The sequence below is a fragment of the Pedobacter sp. ASV1-7 genome (assembly GCF_040203335.1).
In the GTDB taxonomy this organism is placed as follows: Bacteria; Bacteroidota; Bacteroidia; order Sphingobacteriales; family Sphingobacteriaceae; genus Pedobacter.
Window position 1 is genome coordinate 531,417 of sequence record NZ_JBEHBV010000001.1, and the last position, 26,130, is coordinate 557,546.

Genomic DNA, 26,130 nt, shown 5'->3' on the forward strand with positions numbered 1-26,130 from the left:
CCAAATATTATGATTAAAAATTTACGATGGCCAATTCACTTTCTTTTTGGACTGCTTCTTTTGTTCATTACAAGCGAAACCCTGGCTCAGAATAATCAGGTCAAAGGGCAGGTATTAAATGAGATAGATCAGCCAATGGCCGGCATCAATATTAAAGTAAAAGGAGGTATAACCTCTACAGTGTCTGATGCCTCAGGACATTTTGTAATAAAAGCTTCAGCAAATGATGTTCTTGTTTTTTCAGCCATTGGTTTTAAAACTCAGGAGATAATTGTTAGCCCGGGTAAAGACATTAAGGTAAACTTATTGATGGATATGCAGGGGCTGGAAGAAGTGGTTGTTATTGGTTATGGCACTCAGAAGAGGAGCAATTTAACCAGTGCTGTAACCTCGGTGAGTGGCGAGAAACTAAATGAAGTTGCATCAAGCAATCCTGTTAATGCATTGCAGGGAAGAGTTGCAGGACTATCAGTGAGTAGTCCTGGCGGAAATCCAGGTCAGTCATCGGACGTACGATTAAGAGGTATAGGAACATTTGGTTCTCATCAGCCTTTGTATATCATTGATGGTGTGCCAGGTGATCCATATTATCTGAGTAGCAATGATGTGGCTTCTGTAGAAGTCCTGAAAGATGGTGCTGCTGCATCTATCTATGGATCAAATAGCGCCAATGGTGTCATTCTGATCACCACTAAAAGGGGAGCAAAGGGAGCGCCTGTAATCGACTTCTCTGCCGCTTACAGTTCTGTTACGCCTACTGGTAAGTACAATTTCTTAGATGCCGATGGGTACAAAAAGCTCCATAACATGATGTATACAAATGCTGATGTGGATCCAGCTACTTTTCCTGAATATATTACAAAAAGCAGTACTGTCAATACCAATTGGCAGGATCTGATCAATAGGAAAGGCATTTCACAGAACTATAATATAGGATTAAGTGGTGGTGGAGATTATCTGACATATGCATTAACCGGCGACCTCACCGACGATAAAGGCACTTTTATTGGTTCCAACTTTAATAAAAAATCAATAAAGTCAAGAAACGATTTCACTAAAGGGATCCTTAAAGTAAGTAGTAATATCGTCTACACAGAAACAATTACTGAAGCAGCTAAATTTAATCTGAAAGATAGTTACTTTCAATCGCCACTATTACCGGTTTTTGATGCCAGTGAAAAATATGGGTATGCATTAACAATAGATGGTTTGCCTAAATTTCAAAATCCTATAGGAACAGACCATTTCATGGATGCAGATTCCAGAACAAGGTACTTGTCCGGAAATATCAGCATTAACCTTAAACTTTATAAAGGATTAAGCTATACAAGTAACTTAAGCTATATCAATGCTCAAACAGATGATTATCAGCATAATCCTCCGTTTAGGTCTAATGCAAATGATCCTCTGATAGCGTATCCTTACGTATATAACCGCAGCTCTAATTACAAAGAGCGCTTAATGGAACATTTATTAAACTATGATCTGAATATTGATAAACATAGCATTAAACTACTTGCAGGCTATACTGCACAAGAAAAAACCAATCGGTTTTTAAGTGCATCTGTAGATGGGAAGACGATTATCAGGACGGTTGTAAACGGTAAGCTAGTTGAGACAGAAGTGCCAGGAGGTTTTGCCAATCCAGATTTCAACACCATTAGAGCTGGTTTAGGGGGTACTTTCAATGCAGATGGCTCAAATAATAAATATGTACGTTTGTCTACATTGGCCAGGTTAAATTATGCTTATGATGACAAATACTTATTACAGGTTTCAGTTCGTCGCGACGGTTCCTCAGTATTTGGTGAAGATAGAAGATATGGGGTCTTTCCTTCTGTATCTGTTGGCTGGAACATACACAGGGAAAACTTCTTAAAAGACGTAAACTGGCTTAGTAACCTGAAAATCAGAGCAAGTTATGGAGAGCTGGGTAATGAAGGTGCTTTAGGTTATTATGACCACCAGGCATTGATAAAAACTGTTAATAACTGGAGTGGTGGCTATGTACAGGGGACAGGGGCTACTCCATGGCCGGGTTCAGCTAGTTACACATTGTTAAACCGGGATTTGCAGTGGGAAACCATAAAGTCTAAAAACCTTGGTCTTGACTTCGGATTGTTCGGAGGCTCAGTATCGGGAGCTTTAAATTATTTTGAGAATATTACCGATGGTCTTTTGATTACTAAGGAGGTTCCACCTTCAGCAGGTTTAGAAGATCCTATTCTGAACGTAGGAAAGATTTCAAATAAAGGTCTGGAACTTGAAGCAAACTATAAATTTAACCGCAATGACTGGCGTTTCGATTTAGGTGGTGCTTTTAGCCTGTTAAAAAACAAGGTCGTTAGTCTGGCCAATCCGAATCAGGTGCTTTTTGGTACGGGGTTAAGATTTGGAACCGATCATATTCCTACCCAAACTATGGTTGGGAAAGAGATTGGTGCATTTTACTTGTATGAAGCTGATGGATTGTTCCAGACAGATGCCGAAGCTGCTAATTATAAAAATGCAGCAGGAGATGCATTGCAACCAGAAGCTCGTGCAGGTGATGTGCGTTTCAGAGATGCAAATGGAGATGGTGTAATAGATGAAGATGACAAAACATATCAGGGATCTGGTTTTGCTAAATATGAATACAGCTTAAATATGGGGGTTTCATTTAAGAACTTTGATTTGTCTCTTTTCTGGCAAGGTGTGGGGGGAAATAAACTTTATAACGGAAATCGCTTTGAACTGGAAGGAATGGATGCCGGAAGAAACTTTTTAACCAGTACGTTATCAGCATGGACTCCACAAAATACCGGGACCGATATGCCACGTGCGGTGCTCGGAGATCCCAACAGAAATGCACGAGAGTCCACAAGGTTTCTGGAAAGTGGAGCTTATTTAAGATTAAAACTTGTTCAGCTAGGTTATACCATCCCTCAGGATGTATTAAAGAAAATCAAGGTTTCAAAGTTGAGGGTTTATCTAAGCGGACAAAACCTGCTTACCCTTACTAAGTACTCAGGACTTGATCCTGAAGTTGGAACCTTTAGTGCTCTGGATACAGGGGTAGACCGGATGTTGTACCCGCAAAATAAGCGAGTACTGGCGGGTGTTCAATTGACATTTTAATCCAACAATTTTCTAAAGATGAAAGCAAATAAACTATATATAGGAATATACATCGTATTGCTTGCAGTTGCAGGATGTAAGAAAAGTGAACTGGACCAGCAGGTTCCGGATCAGTTAACTGTAGATAATTTCTGGACTAATAAAGATCGCGCCCTTTCCGGATTGGCCGCAGCCTATTCACAACTGGAAGGTTTTGTTGGCTGGGATAATTATGTTGAAGCTCGTTCTGTACGAGAATTTTACCGGGAAGATTATGTTGTCCCGGGGGCAGATGCTTTTAATTACCCATGGTGGACAGAGCATTATAATTTTGATTTTACATCAGGGAATTATGCAATTGACCTACTATGGAGAGAGAATTATAAAGGCATCAACTTCTCAAATCAAGTAATTGAGAATGTTGGTAAAATGGACAATGCTGTGATTGATGACGTTAGTAAAAAGCAAATCATTGCAGAGGCTAAATTTTTAAGAGCTTATTATCATTTTAAATTGCTCAATAACTTTAATCAGGTTATCATCAGGGATAAAGTTCCTACATCTGATGCAGATCTTGCTAAACCATTTTCATCACGTGCAGATGTCTATGAATTTATATTAAAAGACCTGAAAGAGGCTGAGCCTGATCTTCCGTTACGTTCTGAACGAGCAGGAGCAGAGCTTGGCCGCGTTACCAAAGGCGCTGCTCAGGGTTATTTAGGTAAGGTATACCTTTACCGTGCAGGTGATGATAAAACCGGTGCTGCTGCTTATTATACTGAAGCGGGGAACTGGTTAAATAAAGTAATCATTTCAAAAGAATACAAGTTAGATCCTGATTTTGGAAATATGTTTAACGGAGTTACCCGAAATAGTATTGAATCGGTGTTTGAACTCCAGCAAACAGCTGATGCAACCAGTGGTGCCGTTTACCGTTCATACCTGAGCGATTGGGTTGCGGCATCTGAGCTTGGTGGGTATGGTGAAATTTATGGTACACCTCGTTTGCTTACAGAATTGCTTAAAGAAGGTAAAATCGCAAATGGAACTTATGATAAGAGAGTTTACCAGAGCATTTATTTTAACGATCCTTATTTTAACGATGCCGCAAGTCCTCAGGTTTATGGAAGTACTTACAACGCTGTATTTGGTGCAGCTGCACAGACCATTGCATTCAGAAAATGGATTCCGGCAACCCCCGATCGCATTGGTACTTCAAACGCCATAAACTTTCCTTTAATGCGCTATGCTGATGTATTGTTAATGTATGCAGAAGTATTGAACGAACAGGGAAGTAGCAATGCCATGACACACGTTAATGAAGTTCGTAACAGAGCAGATTTGCCAGATGGAGTGGGCGGAAATAAACAGGCCGTATTTGATCAGATTGTTCATGAAAGAGTGATGGAATTTACACTTGAAGGAAGCCGGTTTTATGACTTAAGACGTTGGGGTATGCTTGGACAAGCAATGCAGACCGCAGGTCGTAGGTTTACTCTTGATAAAGCTTTTTATCCAACGCCACTTAAGGAAGTGAATAACAATTCACAAGTACATTAATTATTCTCGTAACCAGAGTTGTATCATTAATTCAGTTTTATACTGAGTTTCTGATACAACCTCTATTATCATTTGCTGATGAATTTTTATCAAAATTTCCGAACCCTTATCTGTTGTTTTTTATTTGCTCCTCAGTTTTTAATGGCGCAACAAAATGATTGGGAAAATCCATACAAGCCCTCTTTTAATACTGCTCCGGCACATGCTTACTTTATTCCAAAGGAAGCTTCTAAAATGTCTCTGGATGGGATCTGGAGGTTCAAAATTGTACAGAATCCTTCATTAAGACCATTAGATTTTTTTAAAAATACTGCGCAAACGAAGGACTGGACACAAATAAAAGTACCTGCAAACTGGCAAACGGAAGGTTTTGATAAATATATTTTTACCGATGTAGAATATCCAATTCCGGTTAATCCACCATTTGTTCCTAAAGACTACAATCCGGTGGGTTCTTATCAGCGGGATTTTATATTGGATACTTCATGGAAGGGTAAACAGGTAATTATACATCTTGGTGCTGTTAACTCTTTTTTTTATCTATGGATTAACGGACAATTCATGGGTTTTAGTAAAGATAGCAAAACGCCAACGGAGTTCGATATCACAAAAGCCTTAAAAGTGGGGCAGAATAATGTATCTATCCAGGTATTTCGCTTTAGCGATGCAACATATCTTGAAGGTCAGGATATGTGGAAATTGAGCGGAATAGAGCGGAGTGTTTACCTCATTGCAAGGCCGGTTTTTCATCTTGCAGATTTTAAAGTACAAGGTAGTCTGAATGCCGACTTTAAAAATGGTCTGTTCGAACTGAATACCGTATTCAATAAAATTCCAAAGAACAAAGCCGATAGAGGAAAGTTAAAAGTTCAACTTACCGACAATTCCGGAAGGGTTGTCTTTCAATCTGATCAGCAGATAAAAACGGAACAGAGGCTTAATTTTAAAGCAGAAATTCCGGAGATAAAAGTATGGAATGCTGAACATCCCAATCTTTATCAATTGATCATTACCCATCTGGATCAGAAGAATAATACAATCGAGACTATTGTTCACCCTATGGGATTCAGGAAAGTCGAGGTTAAAGGCGGACTGTTTCTGGTTAATGGTGTTCCCATTAAAATAAAGGGTGTAAACCGGCATGAACATAACATGATAACAGGAAAAGTAATAACTGAGGCTGATATGTTACAAGACATCCGCCTCATGAAGGAGTTGAATATCAATGCAGTTCGTACCAGTCATTATCCCAATTCTGAGCGTTGGTATTCCTTGTGTGATCAGTATGGTTTATATGTGGTAGACGAAGCAAATATTGAATGTGATGGAATGAGTTTTACACCACAAAAAACCTTGTCAGATAAGCCTGAATGGAAAAATGCATACCTGGATAGGGTACAGCGAATGTATGAAAGAGATAAAAACTTTACTAGTATTATTACCTGGTCTACCGGCAATGAAAGTGGCTTTGGCGACAACCTGAAAGACTGTTATACCTGGCTAAAAACACAGGATAACAGCAGACCCGTTCAATATGAGGCGGCAAAGGATGAGCGGTATTCAGATATTTTCTGTCCCATGTATAAATCCATCAGCGTAATGGAAAATTATGTAAAAACGTGGCGTAACCGACCACTTATTCAATGCGAATATGCACACATGATGGGTAATAGTGGTGGTAACCTGAAAGACGATTGGGATCTGATCTATAAATACCCCCAGTTACAGGGTGGCTTTATCTGGGATTTTTCTGATCAGACTTTTGCAATAAAGGATAAAAAGGGGAACAAAATCTGGGGGTTTGGCAGGGATATGGGAATTGTTGGGCTGACCAGTGATACCAGTTTTTGCGCAGATGGACTGTTAGCTGCCGACCGTAGTTTTCATCCCCAGGCATATGAATTGCAAAAGGTATATCAAAATGTGGCTTTTGAAGCAGTTGACCTGGATAAATACCTGTTTAATATTAAGAACAGATTTGATTTTACCGATCTGTCTGATTATAAGTTATATTGGACTATAAAGGGAAATGCTGAAATTGTTGCACAGGGGGAAGTTAGTAAGTTAGCAGTGTTACCCGGAAAAGAAAAGAAAGTAAGGTTACAGGTTTCCTCTTTTAAATCTGAAGTGGAGGTGGAATACTTTATCAATCTGGAATTCCGCAGTAGAAAGGCAACCCAGCTTTTACCCGCAGGTTTTGTGATTGCTAAAGAACAGTTTAAACTGTCTGCACCGAAAATACTAGAAAAGAAGAAAGAGATTGCCTATGTCAAACCAACACTAAAAAAGACCGGGCAGGAGCTTCAGTTTAAGGGTGAAAACTTTGCAGTTGGTTTTAATGTGCAGACCGGATTGATGAATAGCTACCAGGTTGAAGGAAAAGAGATTGTGCAAAAAGCTTTGGAGCCTCATTTCTGGAGAGCAGCAACAGATAATGATATAGGAAATAGCCTTCAAATCAGAAGTGCAGTGTGGAAGGATACATTTCAAAAATCAGTATTAAAAACATTTAGTTACAGTATCAAAGTTGATGACTACCTGGTTGAAACTTCACATGCATTGCCAACAGTAGATGCAACATGTAACATCAATTATCTTGTAAAAGGGAATGGCGATATAGAAATCAGTTATCAATTAAAAACAGGGAAAGGAAACCATCCTGAACCACAAAGGATCGGCATGAGGGTTATTCTGAATGCAGATTATGAGAATGCTGCCTGGTTGGGCCGTGGTCCATTTGACAATTATAATGACCGGAATTATGCATCAGATATTGATCTGTATAAGATGAAGGCAGATCAATTGTTTTATCCTTATCCACGTGCACAAGAAAGTGGTTATCGCACCGATGTTCGTTGGGTTGCATTAAGAGACAAGGTCGGGGCAGGGTTGATTGCCATTGCGCAATCAAAGCTAAGTACAGGAATATTACATTTTGATATGAAGAACCTTGATTTCGATAGAGATGCCAAAGAAAATATTCATGGCGGATCGATGATTAATGAAGAGCTGATCTGGTGGAATATTGACCTGCAGCAGATGGGGGTTGGAGGTGACAACAGCTGGGGGGCACAAACGCATCTGCAATATCGCTTACCCTATCAGGATTATCAATATTCCTTTACGTTGCGCCCCATATTTAAACAAGAAGTTTTAACAGAGAAAACAAAGGAGTGATATATGAAGTATGGGTTTCTATGCATATTCAGTTTAGTACTGAGTCATGTTTTTGCACAAAGTTCAAGAAGGGATTTCCCAGATGTAATAAAACTGGGATATCAGGTAACTATTCCCACATCAATTGAAACTAATGTGTTTTCTGATCTTGGTGCATGGCATGCTTATACTTTACCTGCAAATGCTTCAGATTATGGTACGTTTATTGGGCCAATGGTAATGGACCTTCGCGGACAATGGCTTGCAAATACTGTATCTAAACTTTCAGTTTACAAGGCCGGCAAACTTATAGATCTGAGTAAAGCTCATGCTGTTATGCATTATTACCCAGGCTTATTGGTGCAGGAATTAGAAATTAATGATTTGAAAATCAGTTTGCAGCTGATCTTTATCTCAAATCGGGAAGCAATGGTTTATACCTCCATTACCAATTTGTCAGGAAGCGAAATGGAGCTGCAGTTGGGATGGGAAGGTATTGTATTGATAAAAGACATCAGATTGAAAGAGGAAAATAATGGTCTTAATATAAGCTTTGATGATGGGCATCGTTTTCAAATACTTTTTCAAACCAAAGAGCTACTTAATTTTACATTGAATAAAGATAGCTATCAGGTAAAGCCAGCAAGTTTCAATTTGCAGGCAGGAAAAACCTATTCTATATCTAGAACGGAACGCTATGACCTGGAATTACCACAGACAGCTGCAAAAGCAGCAGCACATGATTTTGAAACGTTGCTTCTGGAAAATGAGAAACGATGGAATAACTATCTGAAAAGCTATTTTAATCAAGCAGTTCAGACATCTAAAGATACACAGCGAAGAAAAGTTGCCGTAAAGTCTATCATCACTCTGATTACCAATTGGAGAAGCAAGGCAAAGGATTTATTACACGATGGAGTGTTTCCATCGCTCAATTACCAGGGATTTTATGGCTTCTGGAGTTGGGATAGCTGGAAACAGGCTGTGGGATTAAGTTATTTTAACCGGGAACTGGCAAAAAGCAACATCCTTTCTATGTTTGATTATCAGGATGAACATGGAATGATTGCAGATTGCATTTATACTGATAAAAAGGAAAACAACTGGAGAGACACCAAACCTCCTCTTGCAACATGGGGTGTCTGGAAAGTCTATGAGCAATCTCATGATCTGGAGTTTTTGAAAGACATTTATCCTAAGCTGGTTCTTTATCACAACTGGTGGTACAAAAATCGGGATCATAATAAAAATGGTTTATGTGAGTATGGCTCAACCGATGGAACGCGGATTGCTGCTGCATGGGAAAGCGGAATGGATAATGCTGTACGATTTGATCAGGCTCAGCTATTTAAGAATAATGACTCCGCATGGTCACTGGATCAGGAATCAGTAGACCTGAATGCCTATTTATACGCAGAAAAGGAATATCTGGCAAAAATTGCAGAAGCATTAAGCTTAGATCAGGAGGCAAAGCAATGGCGAAATCAACAGATTACACTCGCAAAAAAGATCAATAGCCGGTTTTATAATACTGAAAAAAAGTATTATTACGATAGGTTAATCAGTGGAAAATGGATAACAGCAGAGGGGCCTGAAGGTTGGATCCCTTTATGGGCCGGCTTGTCTGTACCTGAACAGGCTAAATCAGTTTTGTATTTCATGCTGGATAAAAGTAAATTTAATACCAAAGTGCCACTTCCAACACTGGCTGCCGATCACTCGGATTTTAATCCGGCAAAAGGCTATTGGAGGGGCCCGGTATGGCTTGATCAGGTATATTTTGGTTTAAAGGGCTTGCAAAAATATGGGTATCACAAAGAAGGGGGTGTATTTTTAAGTAAACTGTTACAAAATGCAGAAGGTTTAACCGGACATTCTCCTATCTGTGAAAACTATCATCCTATTAGTGGAAAGGGATTAAATGCCAGGAACTTTAGCTGGTCGGCCGCACATTTATTAATGATGATAAAAGAGAATAATCTATGATTCTGTCTGAACAATATATACAAGAACTGCTGCATAAATATTATGCAATGGACATATCTTCCATTGAAAAAATCCAAGGTTATGAAGATCATAACTTCCTGGTAAAAGATATATCCGGGAAAAGATTTATTGCCAAAGCATCAATAGATGTCAGCGATCCTTCTTTTTTAGATGCACAGCTCAGAGCTATGGAACATCTGGTTCGTAAACATGATAAAATCAATATACCTGAAGTAATTTTTAATCTGGCAGGAAATGGACTTACGGTTCAATATTTAGAAGAGACAACTTTATGCTTCAGGGTACTTTCTTTTCTTGAAGGAACTTTTGTAGGCGACCTGGATACTGTTCCTTTATCAGTTTTTGAAAGCCTTGGGACTTTACTTGCTACAATGGATGCTAGTCTTGAAGATTTTTTTCATCCCGCTGCTTATCGTTTTAACGAATGGGACCTTTCACAGGTATTAAACTGCAAAGCGCATCTGCACTATATTAAAGATCATGAAAAGAGAACAATGGTCGACTACTTTCTGTTGCAGTATGAAATGGAAGTTTTGCCTGTGCGTCATCAATTACGAAAAGCGATAATACACAATGATGCTAATGATTATAATGTGCTGGTAAAAAACGGTACGGTGACAGGGATTATTGATTTTGGTGATATGGTAGAATCTGAGCTCATCAATAATGTAGCAATAGCATGTACTTATGCTATGTTTAAAAGTGAGAAACCACTAGATAATGCTGTTGCATTACTGAAAAACTATCATCGTATTTATCCCTTAACAGAAACAGAGCTTTCCCTTTTATATTATCTAGTTGCTGCCAGGCTTTGTAAAAGTGTGATTACTTCTGCCAGGCAAAGAAGTGAAAGTGATAATAGCCATCATTTTGTTTCTGAGATGGATGCCTGGAAACTTCTGTATCAATGGATAAAAATTAATCCGTTACATGCAAATGAAGTATTTAATAAGTGCTGTGGTTATGCTTCGGTTTTGGGAAATGAAACTGATGATCTGGCTTTAACGAAAGAAAGAAAGCAATTGATTGGGGCAAATCTTAGTATTAGTTATCAAAAGAATTTAAAGATTATCAAAGGAGCATTACAATATCTGTATGACGATAAGGGCAATACTTATATTGACTGTGTAAATAATGTGAGCCATGTAGGCCATTGTCATCCGGTTGTAGTCAGGGCAATGCAAAAGCAACTCGCAAAATTGAATACCAATACAAGATACCTGCATGATAGTCTGGTTCATTACGCCGAAATGATTACATCAAGTTTGCCACCTAAATTAAAGGTTTGTTATTTCTGTAATTCTGGTAGTGAAGCGAATGACTTAGCTATCCGGATTTCCAGACATTTCACCAAACAGAAAGATATTATTGTATTGGACCATGCTTACCATGGTACTTCTACAGTAGCAATAGAGATGAGTCCATATAAGTTTGACGGGCCGGGTGGTGCAGGGCAGCAGCCTTATATACATAAGGGAATGAATCCGGATTTATACCGTGGAAATTACCGCTATGGGGATGATCAGGCAGGTGAAAAATATGCAGCAGATATTGCAGATACTATTAAAAGGCTTTCAGATAAAGGAACGGGTATTGCCGCTTTTATTTGTGAGACATTGCTTGGAGTTGGTGGGCAGATTCCTTTACCGGAAGGTTATCTTAAGGCTGTATATGCTCACGTAAGGGCCGCCGGAGGCTTATGCATTGCTGATGAGGTACAAGTGGGTTTTGGAAGGGTAGGCGAACGGTTCTGGGGGTTCGAGCTTCAGGATGTTGAACCTGATATTGTGGTGCTGGGAAAGCCAATTGGTAATGGTCATCCACTCGCTGCGGTGGTGCTAACAGAAGAAGTTGCTGCTGCATTCAATAATGGAATGGAGTATTTTAATACTTATGGTGGGAATCCTGTATCTATGGAAACTGGTATGGCTGTAATGGAAGTGATTGAACAGGAAAACTTACAAAAACGTGCGAAGGAAACGGGGGATTACCTTATTGAGGGGCTTAAAAAATTAATGGAAAAACATGAAATTATAGGAGATGTAAGGGGGAAAGGATTGTTTGTGGGGGCAGAATTAGTTCGTGACAGGAAAACTCTGGAGCCCGCTGTTCCTGAAATTGATAAGATTGTAGAGCAGATGAAAAATCGTGGATTCCTCATTAGTACAGACGGGCCATTACACAATGTTCTAAAAATTAAGCCTCCAATGTTGTTCAATATTGAAAATGCAATTTCTTTCTTGAAAAATCTGGATGAAGTGCTGACCAATCTATAATAATGTAACTGTTCCATTTGTGATTTCAAAGCTTTTGTGGAATTGTATAGAAAAATATGGCACCTTTTGGCTCTGCATTTGCAGACCATATTTGCCCTCCAAGCTTTTGAACAAAATCCTTACACATAGAAAGTGCTATCCCTGCTCCATGTTTAGTAGATGAGCTGAAACTGTATTGTCACTCTGTATGGTATTATACTTAATGTAATCCCCAACGAATTTTTTCAGTTTCTCATACTCGTCGGCCATTTCGGCTTCAAGTAATTTAAGGACATGAATAATTTTATTTTTATCGCCTGACAATTCTGTATAGGTTAAAACAATCTTCAATGTCGGGATTAAATCCAAAATGTAATCTTTTTCTTTAGCCAGATGATAAGTACGGCAGGCATAATTTAAAGCACTATCTGGCTGGTCTTTATAATATTGTGTATAGGAACTAAGTAAGTAAATTTCCTGATCGTCAAGTTCATATTTCCTTGCTTCATACAAGGCACTATCGAGTAGTTTTAAAGATTCCTTATGGCGATTTTGTCTTAATAACAAACTAGACTCTAGATCAAGGACTGCAATTAATACTCTGTGGTCTTTATATTTTGAAGCAATTTCCCGGGTCTTGTTTATATAATACTGACAACTGTCATCTGAAAGCGCTGAGTTACTGATACAATAATTAGCATATACAAGACTCATAATGCTGTCTCTTCTTCCTGTTTTAATAACCTTACGGAAAAAACCAAGACCTTTTACAGTATCGCCCAGACTTATATAAACATTACCCATGTTCATTATTACCTGACAAATGTTTGAACTGTCCTTTTGGGCTTTATAAGTTGATAATGCATTGGTGTAAAGTTGAAGAGATTCCTGGTACATCCCCCTGATGTAAAGTACAGATGCTATAACATTATCTGCATCTGCTTTTCCTTTTTGGTACTGTAATCTTGTAGCTATCTCTTTGGCCGTTATACCATAATAAAGACAAGTGTCCACATTCTTCATATGATAAAGCATCCCCAAACGGTTTAAGGAATTAATATAACTAATACTATCCTTAACAAATGAAAGTCTCTGTTTCTCTGCTTTTATTAGATTAGACTGTGCTTGTGTGTTGTTATGACAAAATAGTAGAATAGGTAAAATGATACATATTTAATTTCGATAAACGCATAGCACAAAAGGGAATAGGTTATACTAATCTAATATTTAATTTGAATAAATGCAGTTAGAATAGTCTTTGGAGACCTGTTCATTCTATTTATTTTCGAATTGACCCTTTTTCTTCCAGATGTTTAAATGCATAATATTTCTCCCACATAAGAGCTGTTACCCTGGAGTTTTCTGTCTTTAGAGGAAAAATTCATATAGCAATGAACAACATCACCAGCCCAGCTTTTTGGGGTGTTAAGGAGATATCCTTGCTCATAACGATCCGTTACAGCAACCTGCTTCATCACCGTTTCTTTTATCGGGTTGCATACCAGGAAAGTAGCCAGGTCTGTATATTGACAATAATTAGATTGTCTCTGTGGTAGCCAGCTAAACTCTATTTGTTCGGGTAAAGCCAGTAAACCCGGACTTTCTGATTCAGCAATATATCCTCTGCTATATTTAAGGGCTGGATAATTCAGAACAATGCCTGTTTCATTAATTACAAAAGCATGGTTGTAATTGTATGAATAAGCTACATTTACAGGATCTTTTCCTTTTGAGTAATGTTTAAATCCAGTTTTGATCAGATCATCAATATGACTCAAAAAACTACTCAATAGACCAAATTTCCTTTGAATTTCCATTTGTTCGGTAGTTGGCGGATTATTACTTTTCCTATATGCAGCGGTAACCACATTGATGTTTCTGTGAACACGTGTGACTGAAGGCCCTGTTTTATTGCGAACGGGACCATGAAGCCCTGATTTTAAAATACCCATATTATGACCTTAATAACAATGAATAATCAGTTCCTTCGCGTTTATTAAACCCGCCAGTATAGACACTATCGGAAACCTGAGTTCTGTCGGCTGAAATAAAAGACATATAGGTTTCCATATATTCTCCGTGTAAGCTAGGTGGTATTTCTAGAGATGCTGTTCCAGAAATTCTGCTGTTCCCAAACAGTTCATATTCTGTCCGGTTGTGCTTAGGGAAATAGGCTAATAGCATTACCTGGTCAGCTGCATCTGGCCAGGCCATTTTAGGATCAGTCTTCCAGTTAAATTGCAATCCAAATGGGATTTGCATAACTTCCAAATCTTCTGCGTGGTTTAAATCACCTTTGCTCAATAAGATTTGTTCAAAGTTAAATTCCAAATCAGGATAATCACCCATAAAAATATCTCTTTTATTGTGTTTTATTGCTTGATTATATGAATTGTCTTTTGCTTTTCTTGCTTTGATGCTAAACCCTGTTTCTATAAAGTCCTTTACAGAACAGAAAAATAAACTACATAATCTCGTTACCAATTGGTTTCTAAGTTGAGGGACTGTGCGTGGTTTAGTACTTACACCAATTTCCCGAGACACATTTTTGTCTCCTAACATGTAATAAACGGTATTGTTTATCCTTCCTTTGAAAGGGCCATGTGGGCCATTATTTAAAATCCCCATAACATTAATAATATCTGGTCGGCTAAAATTCCTCAATGTTGAGGCTTTGTTATAATATCATAAATATCATTCAATAGATAAAGTTTTCAATAAGTTAAAAATGACTAAAGAATAAATAGGGAATAAATAACTAATTACTTTACCATTCCTTTAGGGTTTCTTTAGGGTTCCTTTAGCCTAGGGGTAAACCAACGGTAAAGCAAGGGTAAAGGAAAGGTAAAGCAAGGGTAAAGCAACCCTTAATTTATTCCCTGATTATCCCTGATTCATTCTTTTTTTTGATTACAATCAGGTTATAGTATGATCACCATCATAATTTAGTTTACTGAAACGGCTAACTTTGAACAAGTTATTTGTCTGAATATTAATTGATAAACTATGAGTCCGTTATTGTTATTGACTGATTTTTCTGAAACTGGTAACCATGCAGTTGAATATGGATACCATTTGGCGAAATGTTTAAAAACTAATGTTTTATTGTGCAATGCTGTTAATTTAACAGATAAAGCAAATGTCTTATGGCCTATAGAAGCTAATAGTGCACTTGTTGACAATAGTTTAGACGAATTGAGGAAGTTAAAAATGCGTTTGAAAGACTCTGATCATCACATGGCATTTTATCCAAAAATTGACTATTTCGCCTCATTAGGTGAGCTTTTAGAAGTTGTATCTGGTTTAAGAAAGATGCAAACTTTTTCTATAGTCGTAATTGGAGCACACCGTACAGGTTTTGGTCGATTTTTAGTAGAGAACCATTGTAAAAGTATGATTGAATCCCTCAACTGCCCCTTACTCATCGTTCCAAAAGAGGCGCCTTTATCTGATGTGAAGAAAATAGCTTTTGCTACAGATTATAAAGATCATAAGAGAGACCTGGATAATGTTTATCGTTTGATTCCTATAGCAGAAAGAATGGAGGCAGTTATTATGTTAGCGCATATACACAAGGGAGAGATCAAAAATAAAAAAGCAATTGAGAAAGTATTTTTGACAGAACTTTCCAATGAGGGCAATTATCCTATTTTTTATAGTTGTATGGAACATGATCAGGCGGATGATGGCTTATGTGCGATGTGTAGTGAACAACAGGTAGATATGTTGGTAATGCTACATCGGTCCCGAAATTTTATTGAAATGATCTTTAAAGGTAGTCATACCCATAAGGTGGCTGAAAAAGTTACTGTTCCATTAATGGTGATTCCAGAATAGGTTGACTTCAAGTATTGCCGATTTTTATCTAAGTTTGTAGCAATGATTTTAAAGCCGGCCTTTTTTGTCTACTGCTTACTTTTTGTATTGAGTCTTAATTGTGTAAAAGCTCAGGAAGTAAACCCATTGCCCTTAATTGACAGTGCTGCATTGGCAAAAAAGATTTATTATCAAAGAGTTGCTCGTGATGCCGCTTTTTTAGCGAGACAGAAGTTTGTGACGGATTCTATCATTTCACATACCTGGATTCTTCCTGACTCTATAGTAGATAAAAATATCATTATTGATAGTATTTTAAAGGCGCAAGTATATGGCCGTTCTGACCTGTTTAATCGCTATAAAGATTATAGAACTTCAGAAAAATTTAGTCATTACCGAACGGGGATGCCAGTACCAAAGGGAAACCTTTGGGTACTAGGGGTTATTGTATTGCTCCTGGTATTGTTCGCTTCCTTAAAAGTATCTTTTTCTAAACAATTACAAACCATCGTGCAATCTTTTTTTAGTAATAGAATATTAAATAATCTGAATAAAGAAGATAACCTTTTTACATCGTGGCCTTTTTTAATGCTGTTTGTACAATTTGGTTTTACGATAGGAATGTTCTTCTATCTGGTAACACAATATTATCACATGTCGTTTTCCGATAGTGGGTTTCGTTTTTACTTAAGTATTTCTATACTTATTGTTGTTCTTTATGTGCTTAAAATCGTTTTTTTACGAATGCTAGGTTACCTTTTTAACATTCAAAAGCCGATAAACGAGTATGTTTCCATATTATATTTGAGTTATTTTAATATTGCGCTCATGTTTATTCCTTTAGTGATCGCTTTTGCCTTATCTCCTTTAAAGTATGGACCTTACTACATTGCAATTTCCTTTATTCTATTAATAATTGTGTTTGTTTTTCAATTTATAAGAGCTGGAGTTAACATTTTATCTCATTACAGGTTTTCAAAAGTCTATTTGTTTTTGTACTTTTGTGCCCTCGAAATCTGCCCTATATTAATATTAATCAAGGCAATAGGACTATAACGCTGTAATTAGGTAAATAAAAATGCAAGAAAAGACAGAAGATAGGTTACGTAAGGTTAAAAGTATATTGGTTACCTTGCCAAAGCCGGAAACTGAAAAGTCTCCATATTTTGATTTGGCAAAAAAGTATAACCTTAAAATTGATTTTAGATCGTTTATTCATGTTGAAGGCGTTCCCGCCAGAGATTTTAGAAAAGATAAAATTGCTTTAGGTGATTTTACAGCTGTGGTTTTTACTAGTAGAAATGCAGCAGATCACTTCTTTAGAATTTGTGAAGAAATGAGATATGACGTGCCTGCAGATTTAAAATATTTCTGTATTTCTGAGTCTACTGCGTTATACCTGCAAAAATACATTCAATATAGAAAGAGAAAGATATTCTTTGGTAAACAAACTGCAGCAGATTTAGCAGAAGTATTAAAGAAACATGCCGATGAAAAATTCCTTTACCCATGTTCGGATGTAGCAACTGAAGCAACGATGAACTTCCTGCAAAAAAGTGGATACGATTTAACTCCTGCAGTATTATTTAGAACTGTAGTATCTGATTTATCTGACCTTGCAGAGGTATTCTATGATATTATAGCATTCTTCAGCCCATCAAGTATACAATCCTTGTATACCAACTTTCCGGACTTTAAACAAAACAATACACGCATTGCCGCATTTGGAGTAAGTACACATAAAGCTGTTACTGATGCCGGGCTTATTGTTGACATTGCTGCACCTTCACCAGAGGCACCTTCAATGATAATGGCAATTGAGAATTATATAAAGAAATCTAACAAATAAATTTTTTCTTTTTATTATAGTTTAATAAGTTTCGAATGCGTTATATTTGCGTGTTTAAAATTGGCTATGTGCTTGTTTTTCTAACATTAGGTCATATTTTTATCATCTAATAATTGTTTATATCAATCATTATTGATAAAATTGTTATAAAATTGCTTAACGCTAATATGAGAAATTTATACTTCGGTGCGTTTATTATTGTTGCTGCATTATTTTCTAGTTGTGGAAAAGGGGGGCAGGGAGAACTGGTAGGTGTTTATAATAAGAAATTCAGGAATAATAAGATTCCTTTGGGTATGGTGTATATTCCACCAGGCAGAACATTGATCGGGATGTCTGATGAGGATATTAACAATACACAAAGTTCTCCAAGCAGGATGACATCATTCAGTGCTTTTTTTATGGATCAAACCGAGATTTCAAATGCCGAATACAGGCAGTTTGTGAACTGGGTTAGAGATTCTGTCGCTGTTACTACTTTAGGGCCTACAACTGCACCAGGTTTCTTTATACAAGCTCCAAAAGGGGCTGATGGAGCTGATGCTCTGGGCGCAAACAGAAATATTGACTGGAAAAAGGTTGGAAACGGTTCTTTACTGTGGAGTAAAAAGAAAGGTGGAATGGGCGACAAACTTGGGGATATGTATTATTCCGGAGCAGATGCTTTACCAGGTAAAAATGAAATTGACATCAGAAAGCTGAAATATGCTTATAGCTATGTAAGTACTGATCTCGCATTGGAAGGCAGAAAAGATCCCTCAAAAAAGAGACAGGATTTTATCATCACTTATACGGATAATCCAGATCCGTCGAACCCAAATCACCATCCTTCGGTAGCGGTATATCCGGATACATTGGTATGGAAAGTAGATTATTCTTATTCACAGAATGATCCGATGGTGAAAACTTATTTTAATCACCCTTCTTATGATGATTATCCTGTTGTAGGTGTTACATGGGAACAGGCAAGTGCTTTTTGCGTTTGGCGTACACGTTTCTATGAATCAGTAGCTCAATCAAGAAAATTACCAGCAAACTCAAGACCTGAATATCAATTGCCAAGTGATGCGCAGTTTGAATATGCAGCAAGAGGTGGTAATGTAAAAACTAAGTATCCATGGGGCGGTCCTTATGTACGTAACACAAAAGGATGTATGCAGGCAAACTTTAAAGTTGGTCGTGGAAATTACTCTGATGATGGTGGCTTGTATACGGTTAACGTTAGATCTTATTTTCCTAATGATTACGGCTTGTATAACATGGCAGGAAACGTTGCTGAATGGACAATCACTGCTTACAATCAATCTGCAGCACCAATGTTGCTAGACTTTAATCCTAACTTTACGTATGTAGCTAAAGCGGGTGATAGTAAATACATGAAGCGTAAAGTAGTAAGAGGTGGATCCTGGAAAGATATTGGTTTTTTCCTTCAAAACTCTGTTGGTACTTACGAATATCAGGATCAGGCCAGATCATATATCGGTTTCAGATGTGTTAGCTCATATCCCGGTACTGATATCAACTATAGAAACTAAAAAAATAAAAAACATAATCTAAATCCTTATTAACGAAAAAAATGGCTGCAAACAAAAAATTTGATAAGATGCACTTGGCAATATCGCTCGGTGCCAGTGTAGTAATACTTGGTGCACTTTTCAAAATCCTTCACCTTGGTGGTGTTTGGGGAAACTATATGATTGGTATCGGGCTTGGAGTTGAAGCTATTCTCTTTGCACTTACAGGTTTTATTCAACCTGAACCTGAACCTGCATGGGAAAGAGTTTATCCTGAATTAAGAGATGATTTTGATGGTGAACTGCCTAAAGCATCAGCAAGACCAGTTGCTGCAGCAGCAGGTTTTTCTTCTACTTCGGCTTTAGATAAAATGTTAACGGACGCTAAGATTGGCCCTGAATTGATCGAAAGCCTGGGCAATGGCCTGCGTACTTTTGGAGATAAAGTAGCCACAATATCTAATGTTGCTGACGCTTCAACTGCTACAAACGAATTTACTGATAAAGTAAAAACGGCTTCCTCTAAATTCGATGCTTTAAGTGGTGCTTTTGAAAAAGCAACTTCTCAATTAGTAGAAATGGGTGAAAGCAATGTTGGTGCAACCGCTTATCATGATCAGGTGAATGCATTGGCTAAAAATCTTTCAGCATTAAATGCTGTTTATGAATTGGAGCTTCAGGACTCAAGTGCTCACTTGAAATCGATGAATAAATTCTATCAGAACTTATCATTAACAATGAACAACTTCAATGAGTCTATGGAAGATTCGAAACAGTTTAAAGAAGAAGTTGGTAAACTAGCTAAAAACTTATCTTCACTAAATGCGATTTATGGCAATATGCTATCTGCTATGAATCAGCCACGTGTATAATTAGTAATCAATTAGTTATTATTTAACCAGACAGACCTAATTATAAAATGGCCGGAGGAAAACAAACAACAAGGCAGAAGATGATCAATATCATGTATTTGGTATTGTTAGCTATGCTTGCCTTAAACGTTTCAGATACTATATTAAATGCTTTTAAGAATTTCAATGATAGTTTAGTTAGTTCTAAAACTAATGTTAGTACTAGCATTGATCAGCTATTCACTTCGTTTCAGAATACAAAATTGAAAGATGAACCAGCAAGGGCACAACCTATCTGGGAAAAAGCACAGAAAGCAAAAGCTTATGCTGATGAACTGAATAATTATGTTGAAAAGCTTAAGGAAAGATTCAAAGAAGCAGGTGGTGGTATTGATGAGGAAACTGGCGATCTTGTAGAAAGATCAAATCTTGACATCGCTCAGGGTATCATGATCAATGACAGAGAAGGTGCTAAACTTAAAGCTAAGATCAATGAGACCAGACAAAATCTCATCAATTTGCTGGATAAAGAGGATCGTGAACACATCACATTTACATTGGAAGCATTAGATGCTAAAAAGAATATAAATGGGAATAAAAAGTGGGAAGATATTAACTTCGGTGAGGGGATGCCGCTTACTGCTGCTAATACAACCCTGACGAAAATCCAATCGGATGTTAAAAATGCAGAAGCTGAGATAGTTAAAAAACTATTCGGTAATATGGATAAAGCACTGGTTAATCTGGATCAGTTTGAAGCAGTTGCTGTAGCACCTAGTTCTTATGTGATACAGGGACAGCCTTATACTGCTCAGGTATTTTTAACGGCTAGTGATAGCCGCTCTACTCCTGAGATTTTTGTAGGGGGAAATGGACTTGCTGTTAAAGATGGTAAAGGAACTTATACTGGTAGTACATCAGGTGTTGGAGTTTTCAAATGGAAAGGCGTAATCCGCGTTAAACAAACGGATGGCACTGTAAAGGAATATCCTACTGCAGAACAAAGTTACCAGGTAGCAAAACCATCGGCAACGGTGTCTTCTGATAAAATGAATGTAATTTATGCAGGTATTCCAAACCCATTCTCTGTTTCAGCAGCAGGATTTCCATTGGAAAGTGTAAATGCAAGCATTTCCGGTGGCTCTATGTCGAAAGTTGGTAGCGGGCAATATTCTGTAAACGTAGGTGGTGATCAGATTGGAAAAACATTAAGCATCAATGTCTCTGCAAATAATGGCGGGAAATCGCTAAACTTAGGCTCACAACAGTTCAGAGTTAAAGCTTTACCTACACCAAGAGCAAATGTTAAAGGTAAATCTGGTGGTAATGTTCCTTTGGAATGGATTGAAGGTGCAGGTTCTATTGATACTCAACTGGAAGATTTCGTTTTTGATGTTAAATTTAAAGTAATCAGATTTTCAGCTACATTTATCAATCCACGTTCTGATGCAGTTACTATTTTAAACAGTGGTGGCGGCTTTGGGGGACAAGTTAAAGGTGCGATAAACTCTCTTAAACCAGGGGCTACGATCATCTTTAAGGATATAGTTTGTGAAGGACCTGATGGTAGACAAAAGGTTTTAGATGGAATAACATTTATTGCTAAATAGAAGAGAAGATGAAAAAGGTTTTATATACAGTTTTACTCGTGTTTTTGTGCTCAGTTTCAGTTTCTTTTGCGCAACGCAGAAACCAGGCCGCTAAGCCTGCAGTAAAAACTGCTGTAGAGACTGCTCCTAAGGAAGCAGCACTGCCTGTTCCTGTTGATACAGTTAAAAAAGCCAAAGTGAAGATAAAAACTCCACCGAAGGATGGTTTTTCAGTGAGAATGGATATCGACAGCAATGTGATGGTGCCTTTTGCAGATGTACGTGAAGAGGATGTTTATTATTCGAAAAGGGTTTGGCGTGAGCTTGACTTAAGGGATACTATTAATTCTGTGCTGAAAGCTGAAAATGCCAAATTGATAGATATTCTGTTGGAAGCTATTTCTAATGAAGAACTTACAGCTTATTCTCCCAAGGATACTACAGCAGGTAAAATTCTGGAAGATAATGATTCATTTAGAATAGCCCTGACTACTGAACAGGCTTTACAAAGTGCAAGGGGTGTAGTAGAAGGTGAAGCTGATGCTGTAACAGGTAAAGTTGCTGCACCAAAATTGAGAAGATTGCGTTCTGATGAGTTTTTGAAATATCGTATCAAAGAGGATTGGATTCTTGATGTTAAGCGTTCCATATTTGAACCTAGAATTGTTGGTATTGCTCCAATGAAAATGGTAGAGGGTAACTGGCAACCAGTATTCTGGATTTATTTTAATGATGCAAGAGAACTGTTAAGCAAACAGAGACTAACAAATCCGCTTAATGATGCTTCACAACTTACTTTTGATGACTTCTTTGTGAGACGTCTGTTTTCTAGTTATATTGTTAAGGAAACAAATCCAGCTAACAAAAATATAGTTGATATCTTAGGTCAGACAGATCCTAAAGACACGAGAAAATTATATGAATCAGAGAGGATTAAGAAATCTATTTCTGACTACGAACAGAGTTTGTGGGAGTATTAGTTAGGAACAGAAATTAAACACCCAGCGTATACCTAAAGCTTAAGATAAAAAAAAACAAAAAGAAAATGCCCTCAAATAGTGTCAAACTATTTGAGGGCATTTTCTTTTTGGGTCAGATTGATCAGTATTATCTTTTTAAGCCTGTTAGATTTTTTCACATCCGAAACAAATCTTGGTAGTTACCAAGGTTTTCGACATTAGGTTGCCCTAGTTTTGCCGTCGTTAAACATTAATTGTATAAAAAAATGAAAAAGGCAAAAATGAAAACGTCTACAATGAAAAGAATTCTACTGGGTATTATAATTCCTGGATTCCTGATGGTTGCATCGTGCGGAAAAGAAATTGAAAAAACAGAAACATATAAAATAAATGAGAGTGCATCTGTAATAGAATGGAAAGGATCCGCAACTGATCATTTCCATATAGGATCATTTAAGGTATCAGGTGTTTTGGTAGCGGGAGCAGATGGAAAAGTAAAGTCCGGAGACTTTACGATACCAATTTCATCCATTGAAAATTTCGATCTGCAGGATGCAGTAAAACAGCAATTGTTAGATCACTTAAAAAGCGCTGATTTTTTTAATATGGCGATCCACCCGAATGCAAAATTCCATTTTACCAAAAGCGATCGTTATTATGGAAAAGATGAAGAGGCTATAGCAGGTGCCAATTATTTGCTCACAGGTGATTTTACTATGCTTGGCCAAACTCATCCTATTTCTTTTCTTGCCAAAATTACAACAAACAAGGAAAGCTTATTTGTTGAAGCAAACTTTAAGATCGACAGAACAAAATGGGGGATGATGATGGACAGCGACCCCGAGAAACCCTTGTATATCTTTCCGGACGTTAACATTAAACTTAGACTCGCATTGATAAAGTCCAAATAAAAAAAACATGATGTCATCAAAACACATAATTATACTTTTGTTTTGCATCAGTAACACTTCCGTTTTTGGTCAAAGTATCTTTGGTAGATTAAAACAAAAAGTAACCAGTGTTACAGAGAAAGTCATTGACAAAAAAACAGATCAGCTGCTCGAAGGCAAATCCCGTAAAAAGGATGATCAAAGCGAGGGTTCTTCTGCGACCGTCAACCGGCAACGAGGCATACAACAAAATGCTATATATGACTTTCAGCCAGGGAGTACTGTATTATTGAAAGAGGATTTTTCGCAGGATGCTACCGGACAATTCCCTTTACAGTGGTATACAAAGGCAAAGGGGGAAATCGTAACATTTAATGATGTTTCATGTAAATGGTTACGGCTATATAGTGGCACTTTTTTAAGCCCAACGGTTAAACTCAAAGAAAACTATACAGTGGAATTTGATGTGATTTTGAATTATCCGCAAAATGGGAGCTATTTATTTCCGGCCCTAAAGATCGGATTATATGACAGGGGTAATAAAGGTTACATACTGTCGAATGAGTATTCTGCAAAGAATAATGTCAATATTACCTTATATCCTTACAGAGACAACCTTCGCGTAAAACTGACATCTCTGGAGGATCATAAAAGTAAAATGACTACTGAAAATTATAGTATTCCTGATTTCATCGCACGGGTCGGTATACCTTTACATGTAGCGATGGATATCCAGAAGGAGAGAATTCGGGTGTGGATCGACAAGGAGAAAGTTCTCGACCTTCCGCAAGCCATTCCTATTATGGGTGTACTGAATCAAATGCGATTGGAAATGGAATTTTCCAATTACAAAAATAATGACCTGGGCTATTATATTTCTAATCTACGCTTTGCAGATGGAAAGGCGGATACACGTTCAAAGCTTTTAACCGTGGGTAGATTGGAAAGTAATGCCATTTTATTTGTCACCAATTCGGCAAAAATACAGTCAGATAGCGAGGGTGTAATAAAGGACGTAGCTTTTGCGCTGAAGCAGGATAAATTATTGCGGATAAAAGTTATAGGACATACGGATAGTGATGGAGATCCAAAGCTAAACATGACGCTCTCTCAAAAGCGGGCAGAATCCGTGAAAAAAGAACTGACTGACAACTATGGAATTGAAGAAAATCGTATAGAAACTGCAGGAAAAGGTGATGCTGAGCCTGTTGCAATGAATGGTAAACCTGAAGAAAAAGCAAAAAACAGACGTGTGGAGTTTGTAAAGATTTAAAATATGAAATTAAAGCTAAAATTTATCGTTCTCTGTTTTCTCTGTATAGGAATGGGTGCCTGTTCAAAAAAGGATTCAGTAGAAAATACAGAAAATGGAAATGGGCAAGGAGCCCTCCCGATGGAGAGGCCATTTGGAACGCCTCTAGGACAGGTTATTATAAAAACTATTGGTCCTGAAGGTGGGACATTGGTTTCTGAAGATGGGCTGGTTAAAATAGTTGTTCCTGCGGGTACCATCACCAAACCTGTCGATTTCAGTATACAGGCAATTACAAATACACTAGAAGGCAGCCCGGGAATAGCTTATCGCCTACTGCCTGAAGATGTTACTTTCCAAAAACCTATCAGTATCACCTTTGACTTTGAAGATGCAGATATTGAGCCAGGGGATAGCGATTTGCTTTTTATGGCTTATCAGGATAAAAAAGGTCATCATTATTTGGCTTCCGATACTGAACTGGATAAAGATGCAAAGAAATTAACGGTAAAGACCACACACTTTAGTGATTGGATGCTGGTATTACTTTTTGAATTAGAAGTGAGCAAAGAGGAAGTTTCTGTTGAAGAAACATCAAACCTTCGCTTAATGTGGCATTTGGGTGCATTATTAGGCCCATTAACAAAAGATCAGCCTATAGGCGAACTTACGGAATACAATGGACAAATTTCGGCACTTGAATGGTCTATAGGGTATGGAAAGGGCACCATCAAGGCAAATGGAGCAAATTGCATTTATACAGCACCAAGACAGGTGCCTGCAGAAAATCCAACACAAGTCAGTGTATCTGTCCCGCTCTCACTTTATAAAAGTAAGCGGAAAGAGATTGTTATGATGAGCACTCCTATTATAGTCAACCCCAACGATTATATGATAGTTAAGATTGATGGAAAGCAATTGGTCAATAAACCTCCTCAAAATGGGGAGAGTTTCGTAATGATATATTCGAATAATTTTACCCTAAATGCGCAGCTTGAAAATGACTATGGTATTGCTTTAGTTATTCCTTCCGCACAAGGCGTAGGAAATTATCCATATGGTCATGATTACAATAAGGCATATATTGATTTGGGTACTGATGAAGCTGAGCTAAATTCCTGGACAACCTCAAAATCCAATTGCTTTGAATGTGGCGAGGTCCATTCTGAGGGATCTGTAAAAATCACCAGGTATGGAGACGGATATGTAGAAGGTGAGTTCAAAGCAGATGTTTGGAAAATAGGAAGTTATAATCCTCCTAAAAAGGAAATTGAAGGCAAGTTTAGGGCAAGATTAATTACTAACCCATAGATGTTTCCAGGGAGCGCAATAACTG

Annotated in this window: 19 protein-coding genes; 15 read left to right on the forward strand and 4 right to left on the reverse strand. The window is 37.6% G+C overall.

The features are described 5' to 3' along the window. The first annotated feature begins 9 nt into the window (after positions 1–9). From ABDJ41_RS02345 to ABDJ41_RS02365, 5 genes are all read left to right on the forward strand, one after another. Positions 10–3,117: a SusC/RagA family TonB-linked outer membrane protein gene (locus ABDJ41_RS02345; RefSeq protein ID WP_349784132.1), complete on the forward strand. Its 3,108-nt coding sequence runs from the start codon at positions 10–12 to the stop codon at positions 3,115–3,117. 18 nt (positions 3,118–3,135) lie between these two features. After that, positions 3,136–4,656, forward strand: coding sequence for a RagB/SusD family nutrient uptake outer membrane protein (locus tag ABDJ41_RS02350; RefSeq protein WP_349784133.1), 1,521 nt, complete (start codon positions 3,136–3,138; stop codon positions 4,654–4,656). Between the two features lie 141 nt (positions 4,657–4,797). Next, complete coding sequence (locus tag ABDJ41_RS02355) at positions 4,798–7,833, forward strand: glycoside hydrolase family 2 TIM barrel-domain containing protein (protein WP_349784134.1); 3,036 nt, start codon at positions 4,798–4,800, stop codon at positions 7,831–7,833. Positions 7,834–7,836: 3 nt separating this feature from the next. Then, positions 7,837–9,798 (forward strand): MGH1-like glycoside hydrolase domain-containing protein, encoded by a 1,962-nt coding sequence (locus ABDJ41_RS02360; protein WP_349784135.1) that lies wholly within the window; start codon positions 7,837–7,839, stop codon positions 9,796–9,798. Next, positions 9,795–12,095 carry an aminotransferase class III-fold pyridoxal phosphate-dependent enzyme gene (locus tag ABDJ41_RS02365; protein ID WP_349784136.1) on the forward strand — a complete coding sequence of 767 codons (2,301 nt, stop codon included), beginning with the start codon at positions 9,795–9,797 and terminating at the stop codon, positions 12,093–12,095. The genes ABDJ41_RS02360 and ABDJ41_RS02365 overlap by 4 nt, the downstream gene beginning before the upstream one ends. Before the next feature lie 25 nt (positions 12,096–12,120). Here ABDJ41_RS02365 and ABDJ41_RS22955 read toward each other — a convergent pair whose 3' ends face one another. The 4 genes from ABDJ41_RS22955 to ABDJ41_RS02380 form a co-directional block, all read right to left on the reverse strand. Continuing rightward, complete coding sequence (locus ABDJ41_RS22955) at positions 12,121–12,222, reverse strand: hypothetical protein (RefSeq protein ID WP_502930318.1); 102 nt, start codon at positions 12,220–12,222, stop codon at positions 12,121–12,123. A gap of 8 nt (positions 12,223–12,230) precedes the next feature. Then, complete coding sequence (locus ABDJ41_RS02370) at positions 12,231–13,109, reverse strand: hypothetical protein (protein ID WP_349784137.1); 879 nt, start codon at positions 13,107–13,109, stop codon at positions 12,231–12,233. 278 nt (positions 13,110–13,387) lie between these two features. Then, positions 13,388–14,026 carry a DUF6266 family protein gene (locus tag ABDJ41_RS02375; RefSeq protein ID WP_349784138.1) on the reverse strand — a complete coding sequence of 213 codons (639 nt, stop codon included), beginning with the start codon at positions 14,024–14,026 and terminating at the stop codon, positions 13,388–13,390. Between the two features lies 1 nt (position 14,027). Then, positions 14,028–14,702: a DUF6266 family protein gene (locus ABDJ41_RS02380; RefSeq protein WP_349784139.1), complete on the reverse strand. Its 675-nt coding sequence runs from the start codon at positions 14,700–14,702 to the stop codon at positions 14,028–14,030. Positions 14,703–15,080: 378 nt separating this feature from the next. Here ABDJ41_RS02380 and ABDJ41_RS02385 point away from each other — a divergent pair, with 378 nt between their 5' ends. From ABDJ41_RS02385 to ABDJ41_RS02430, 10 genes are all read left to right on the forward strand, one after another. Next, entirely contained in the window at positions 15,081–15,911 is an 831-nt protein-coding gene (locus ABDJ41_RS02385) for a universal stress protein (RefSeq protein ID WP_349784140.1), read from the forward strand. A gap of 42 nt (positions 15,912–15,953) precedes the next feature. Next, a complete protein-coding gene (locus ABDJ41_RS02390) occupies positions 15,954–16,946 on the forward strand; it encodes a DUF4271 domain-containing protein (protein WP_349784141.1) in 993 nt (330 codons plus the stop codon). Between the two features lie 22 nt (positions 16,947–16,968). Then, positions 16,969–17,739 carry a uroporphyrinogen-III synthase gene (locus ABDJ41_RS02395; RefSeq protein WP_349784142.1) on the forward strand — a complete coding sequence of 257 codons (771 nt, stop codon included), beginning with the start codon at positions 16,969–16,971 and terminating at the stop codon, positions 17,737–17,739. 167 nt (positions 17,740–17,906) lie between these two features. Further along, complete coding sequence (gene porK / locus ABDJ41_RS02400; RefSeq protein WP_349784143.1) at positions 17,907–19,274, forward strand: T9SS ring complex lipoprotein PorK/GldK; 1,368 nt, start codon at positions 17,907–17,909, stop codon at positions 19,272–19,274. Positions 19,275–19,315: 41 nt separating this feature from the next. Further along, on the forward strand, positions 19,316–20,125 hold the full coding sequence (porL, locus tag ABDJ41_RS02405) for a type IX secretion system motor protein PorL/GldL (protein ID WP_349784144.1): 810 nt from the start codon (positions 19,316–19,318) through the stop codon (positions 20,123–20,125). Positions 20,126–20,172: 47 nt separating this feature from the next. After that, entirely contained in the window at positions 20,173–21,714 is a 1,542-nt protein-coding gene (gene porM, locus ABDJ41_RS02410; protein ID WP_349784145.1) for a type IX secretion system motor protein PorM/GldM, read from the forward strand. Between the two features lie 8 nt (positions 21,715–21,722). Then, a complete protein-coding gene (gene porN, locus ABDJ41_RS02415) occupies positions 21,723–22,673 on the forward strand; it encodes a type IX secretion system ring subunit PorN/GldN (RefSeq protein ID WP_349784146.1) in 951 nt (316 codons plus the stop codon). A gap of 275 nt (positions 22,674–22,948) precedes the next feature. Next, complete coding sequence (locus ABDJ41_RS02420; RefSeq protein WP_349784147.1) at positions 22,949–23,563, forward strand: YceI family protein; 615 nt, start codon at positions 22,949–22,951, stop codon at positions 23,561–23,563. 7 nt (positions 23,564–23,570) lie between these two features. Continuing rightward, a complete protein-coding gene (locus ABDJ41_RS02425; RefSeq protein WP_349784148.1) occupies positions 23,571–24,815 on the forward strand; it encodes an OmpA family protein in 1,245 nt (414 codons plus the stop codon). Between the two features lie 3 nt (positions 24,816–24,818). After that, positions 24,819–26,105 (forward strand): hypothetical protein, encoded by a 1,287-nt coding sequence (locus ABDJ41_RS02430; protein WP_349784149.1) that lies wholly within the window; start codon positions 24,819–24,821, stop codon positions 26,103–26,105. Positions 26,106–26,130: the final 25 nt, after the last annotated feature.

Bases quoted from the DNA above. Each gene is read 5' to 3' on its own strand.
- ABDJ41_RS02365 (WP_349784136.1), top strand. From the start codon at position 9,795: ATGATTCTGTCTGAACAATATATACAAGAACTGCTGCATAAATATTAT.
- ABDJ41_RS02395 (WP_349784142.1), top strand. From the start codon at position 16,969: ATGCAAGAAAAGACAGAAGATAGGTTACGTAAGGTTAAAAGTATATTG.
- ABDJ41_RS02390 (WP_349784141.1), top strand. From the start codon at position 15,954: ATGATTTTAAAGCCGGCCTTTTTTGTCTACTGCTTACTTTTTGTATTG.
- ABDJ41_RS02380 (WP_349784139.1), bottom strand. From the start codon at position 14,702: ATGGGGATTTTAAATAATGGCCCACATGGCCCTTTCAAAGGAAGGATA.
- ABDJ41_RS02360 (WP_349784135.1), top strand. From the start codon at position 7,837: ATGAAGTATGGGTTTCTATGCATATTCAGTTTAGTACTGAGTCATGTT.
- ABDJ41_RS02370 (WP_349784137.1), bottom strand. From the start codon at position 13,109: ATGCTTTATCATATGAAGAATGTGGACACTTGTCTTTATTATGGTATA.
- porM (WP_349784145.1), top strand. From the start codon at position 20,173: ATGGCCGGAGGAAAACAAACAACAAGGCAGAAGATGATCAATATCATG.
- ABDJ41_RS02375 (WP_349784138.1), bottom strand. From the start codon at position 14,026: ATGGGTATTTTAAAATCAGGGCTTCATGGTCCCGTTCGCAATAAAACA.
- ABDJ41_RS02420 (WP_349784147.1), top strand. From the start codon at position 22,949: ATGAAAAGAATTCTACTGGGTATTATAATTCCTGGATTCCTGATGGTT.
- porL (WP_349784144.1), top strand. From the start codon at position 19,316: ATGGCTGCAAACAAAAAATTTGATAAGATGCACTTGGCAATATCGCTC.
- ABDJ41_RS22955 (WP_502930318.1), bottom strand. From the start codon at position 12,222: ATGTGTAAGGATTTTGTTCAAAAGCTTGGAGGGCAAATATGGTCTGCA.
- ABDJ41_RS02425 (WP_349784148.1), top strand. From the start codon at position 23,571: ATGATGTCATCAAAACACATAATTATACTTTTGTTTTGCATCAGTAAC.
- ABDJ41_RS02350 (WP_349784133.1), top strand. From the start codon at position 3,136: ATGAAAGCAAATAAACTATATATAGGAATATACATCGTATTGCTTGCA.
- ABDJ41_RS02430 (WP_349784149.1), top strand. From the start codon at position 24,819: ATGAAATTAAAGCTAAAATTTATCGTTCTCTGTTTTCTCTGTATAGGA.
- porK (WP_349784143.1), top strand. From the start codon at position 17,907: ATGAGAAATTTATACTTCGGTGCGTTTATTATTGTTGCTGCATTATTT.
- ABDJ41_RS02355 (WP_349784134.1), top strand. From the start codon at position 4,798: ATGGCGCAACAAAATGATTGGGAAAATCCATACAAGCCCTCTTTTAAT.
- ABDJ41_RS02385 (WP_349784140.1), top strand. From the start codon at position 15,081: ATGAGTCCGTTATTGTTATTGACTGATTTTTCTGAAACTGGTAACCAT.
- ABDJ41_RS02345 (WP_349784132.1), top strand. From the start codon at position 10: ATGATTAAAAATTTACGATGGCCAATTCACTTTCTTTTTGGACTGCTT.
- porN (WP_349784146.1), top strand. From the start codon at position 21,723: ATGAAAAAGGTTTTATATACAGTTTTACTCGTGTTTTTGTGCTCAGTT.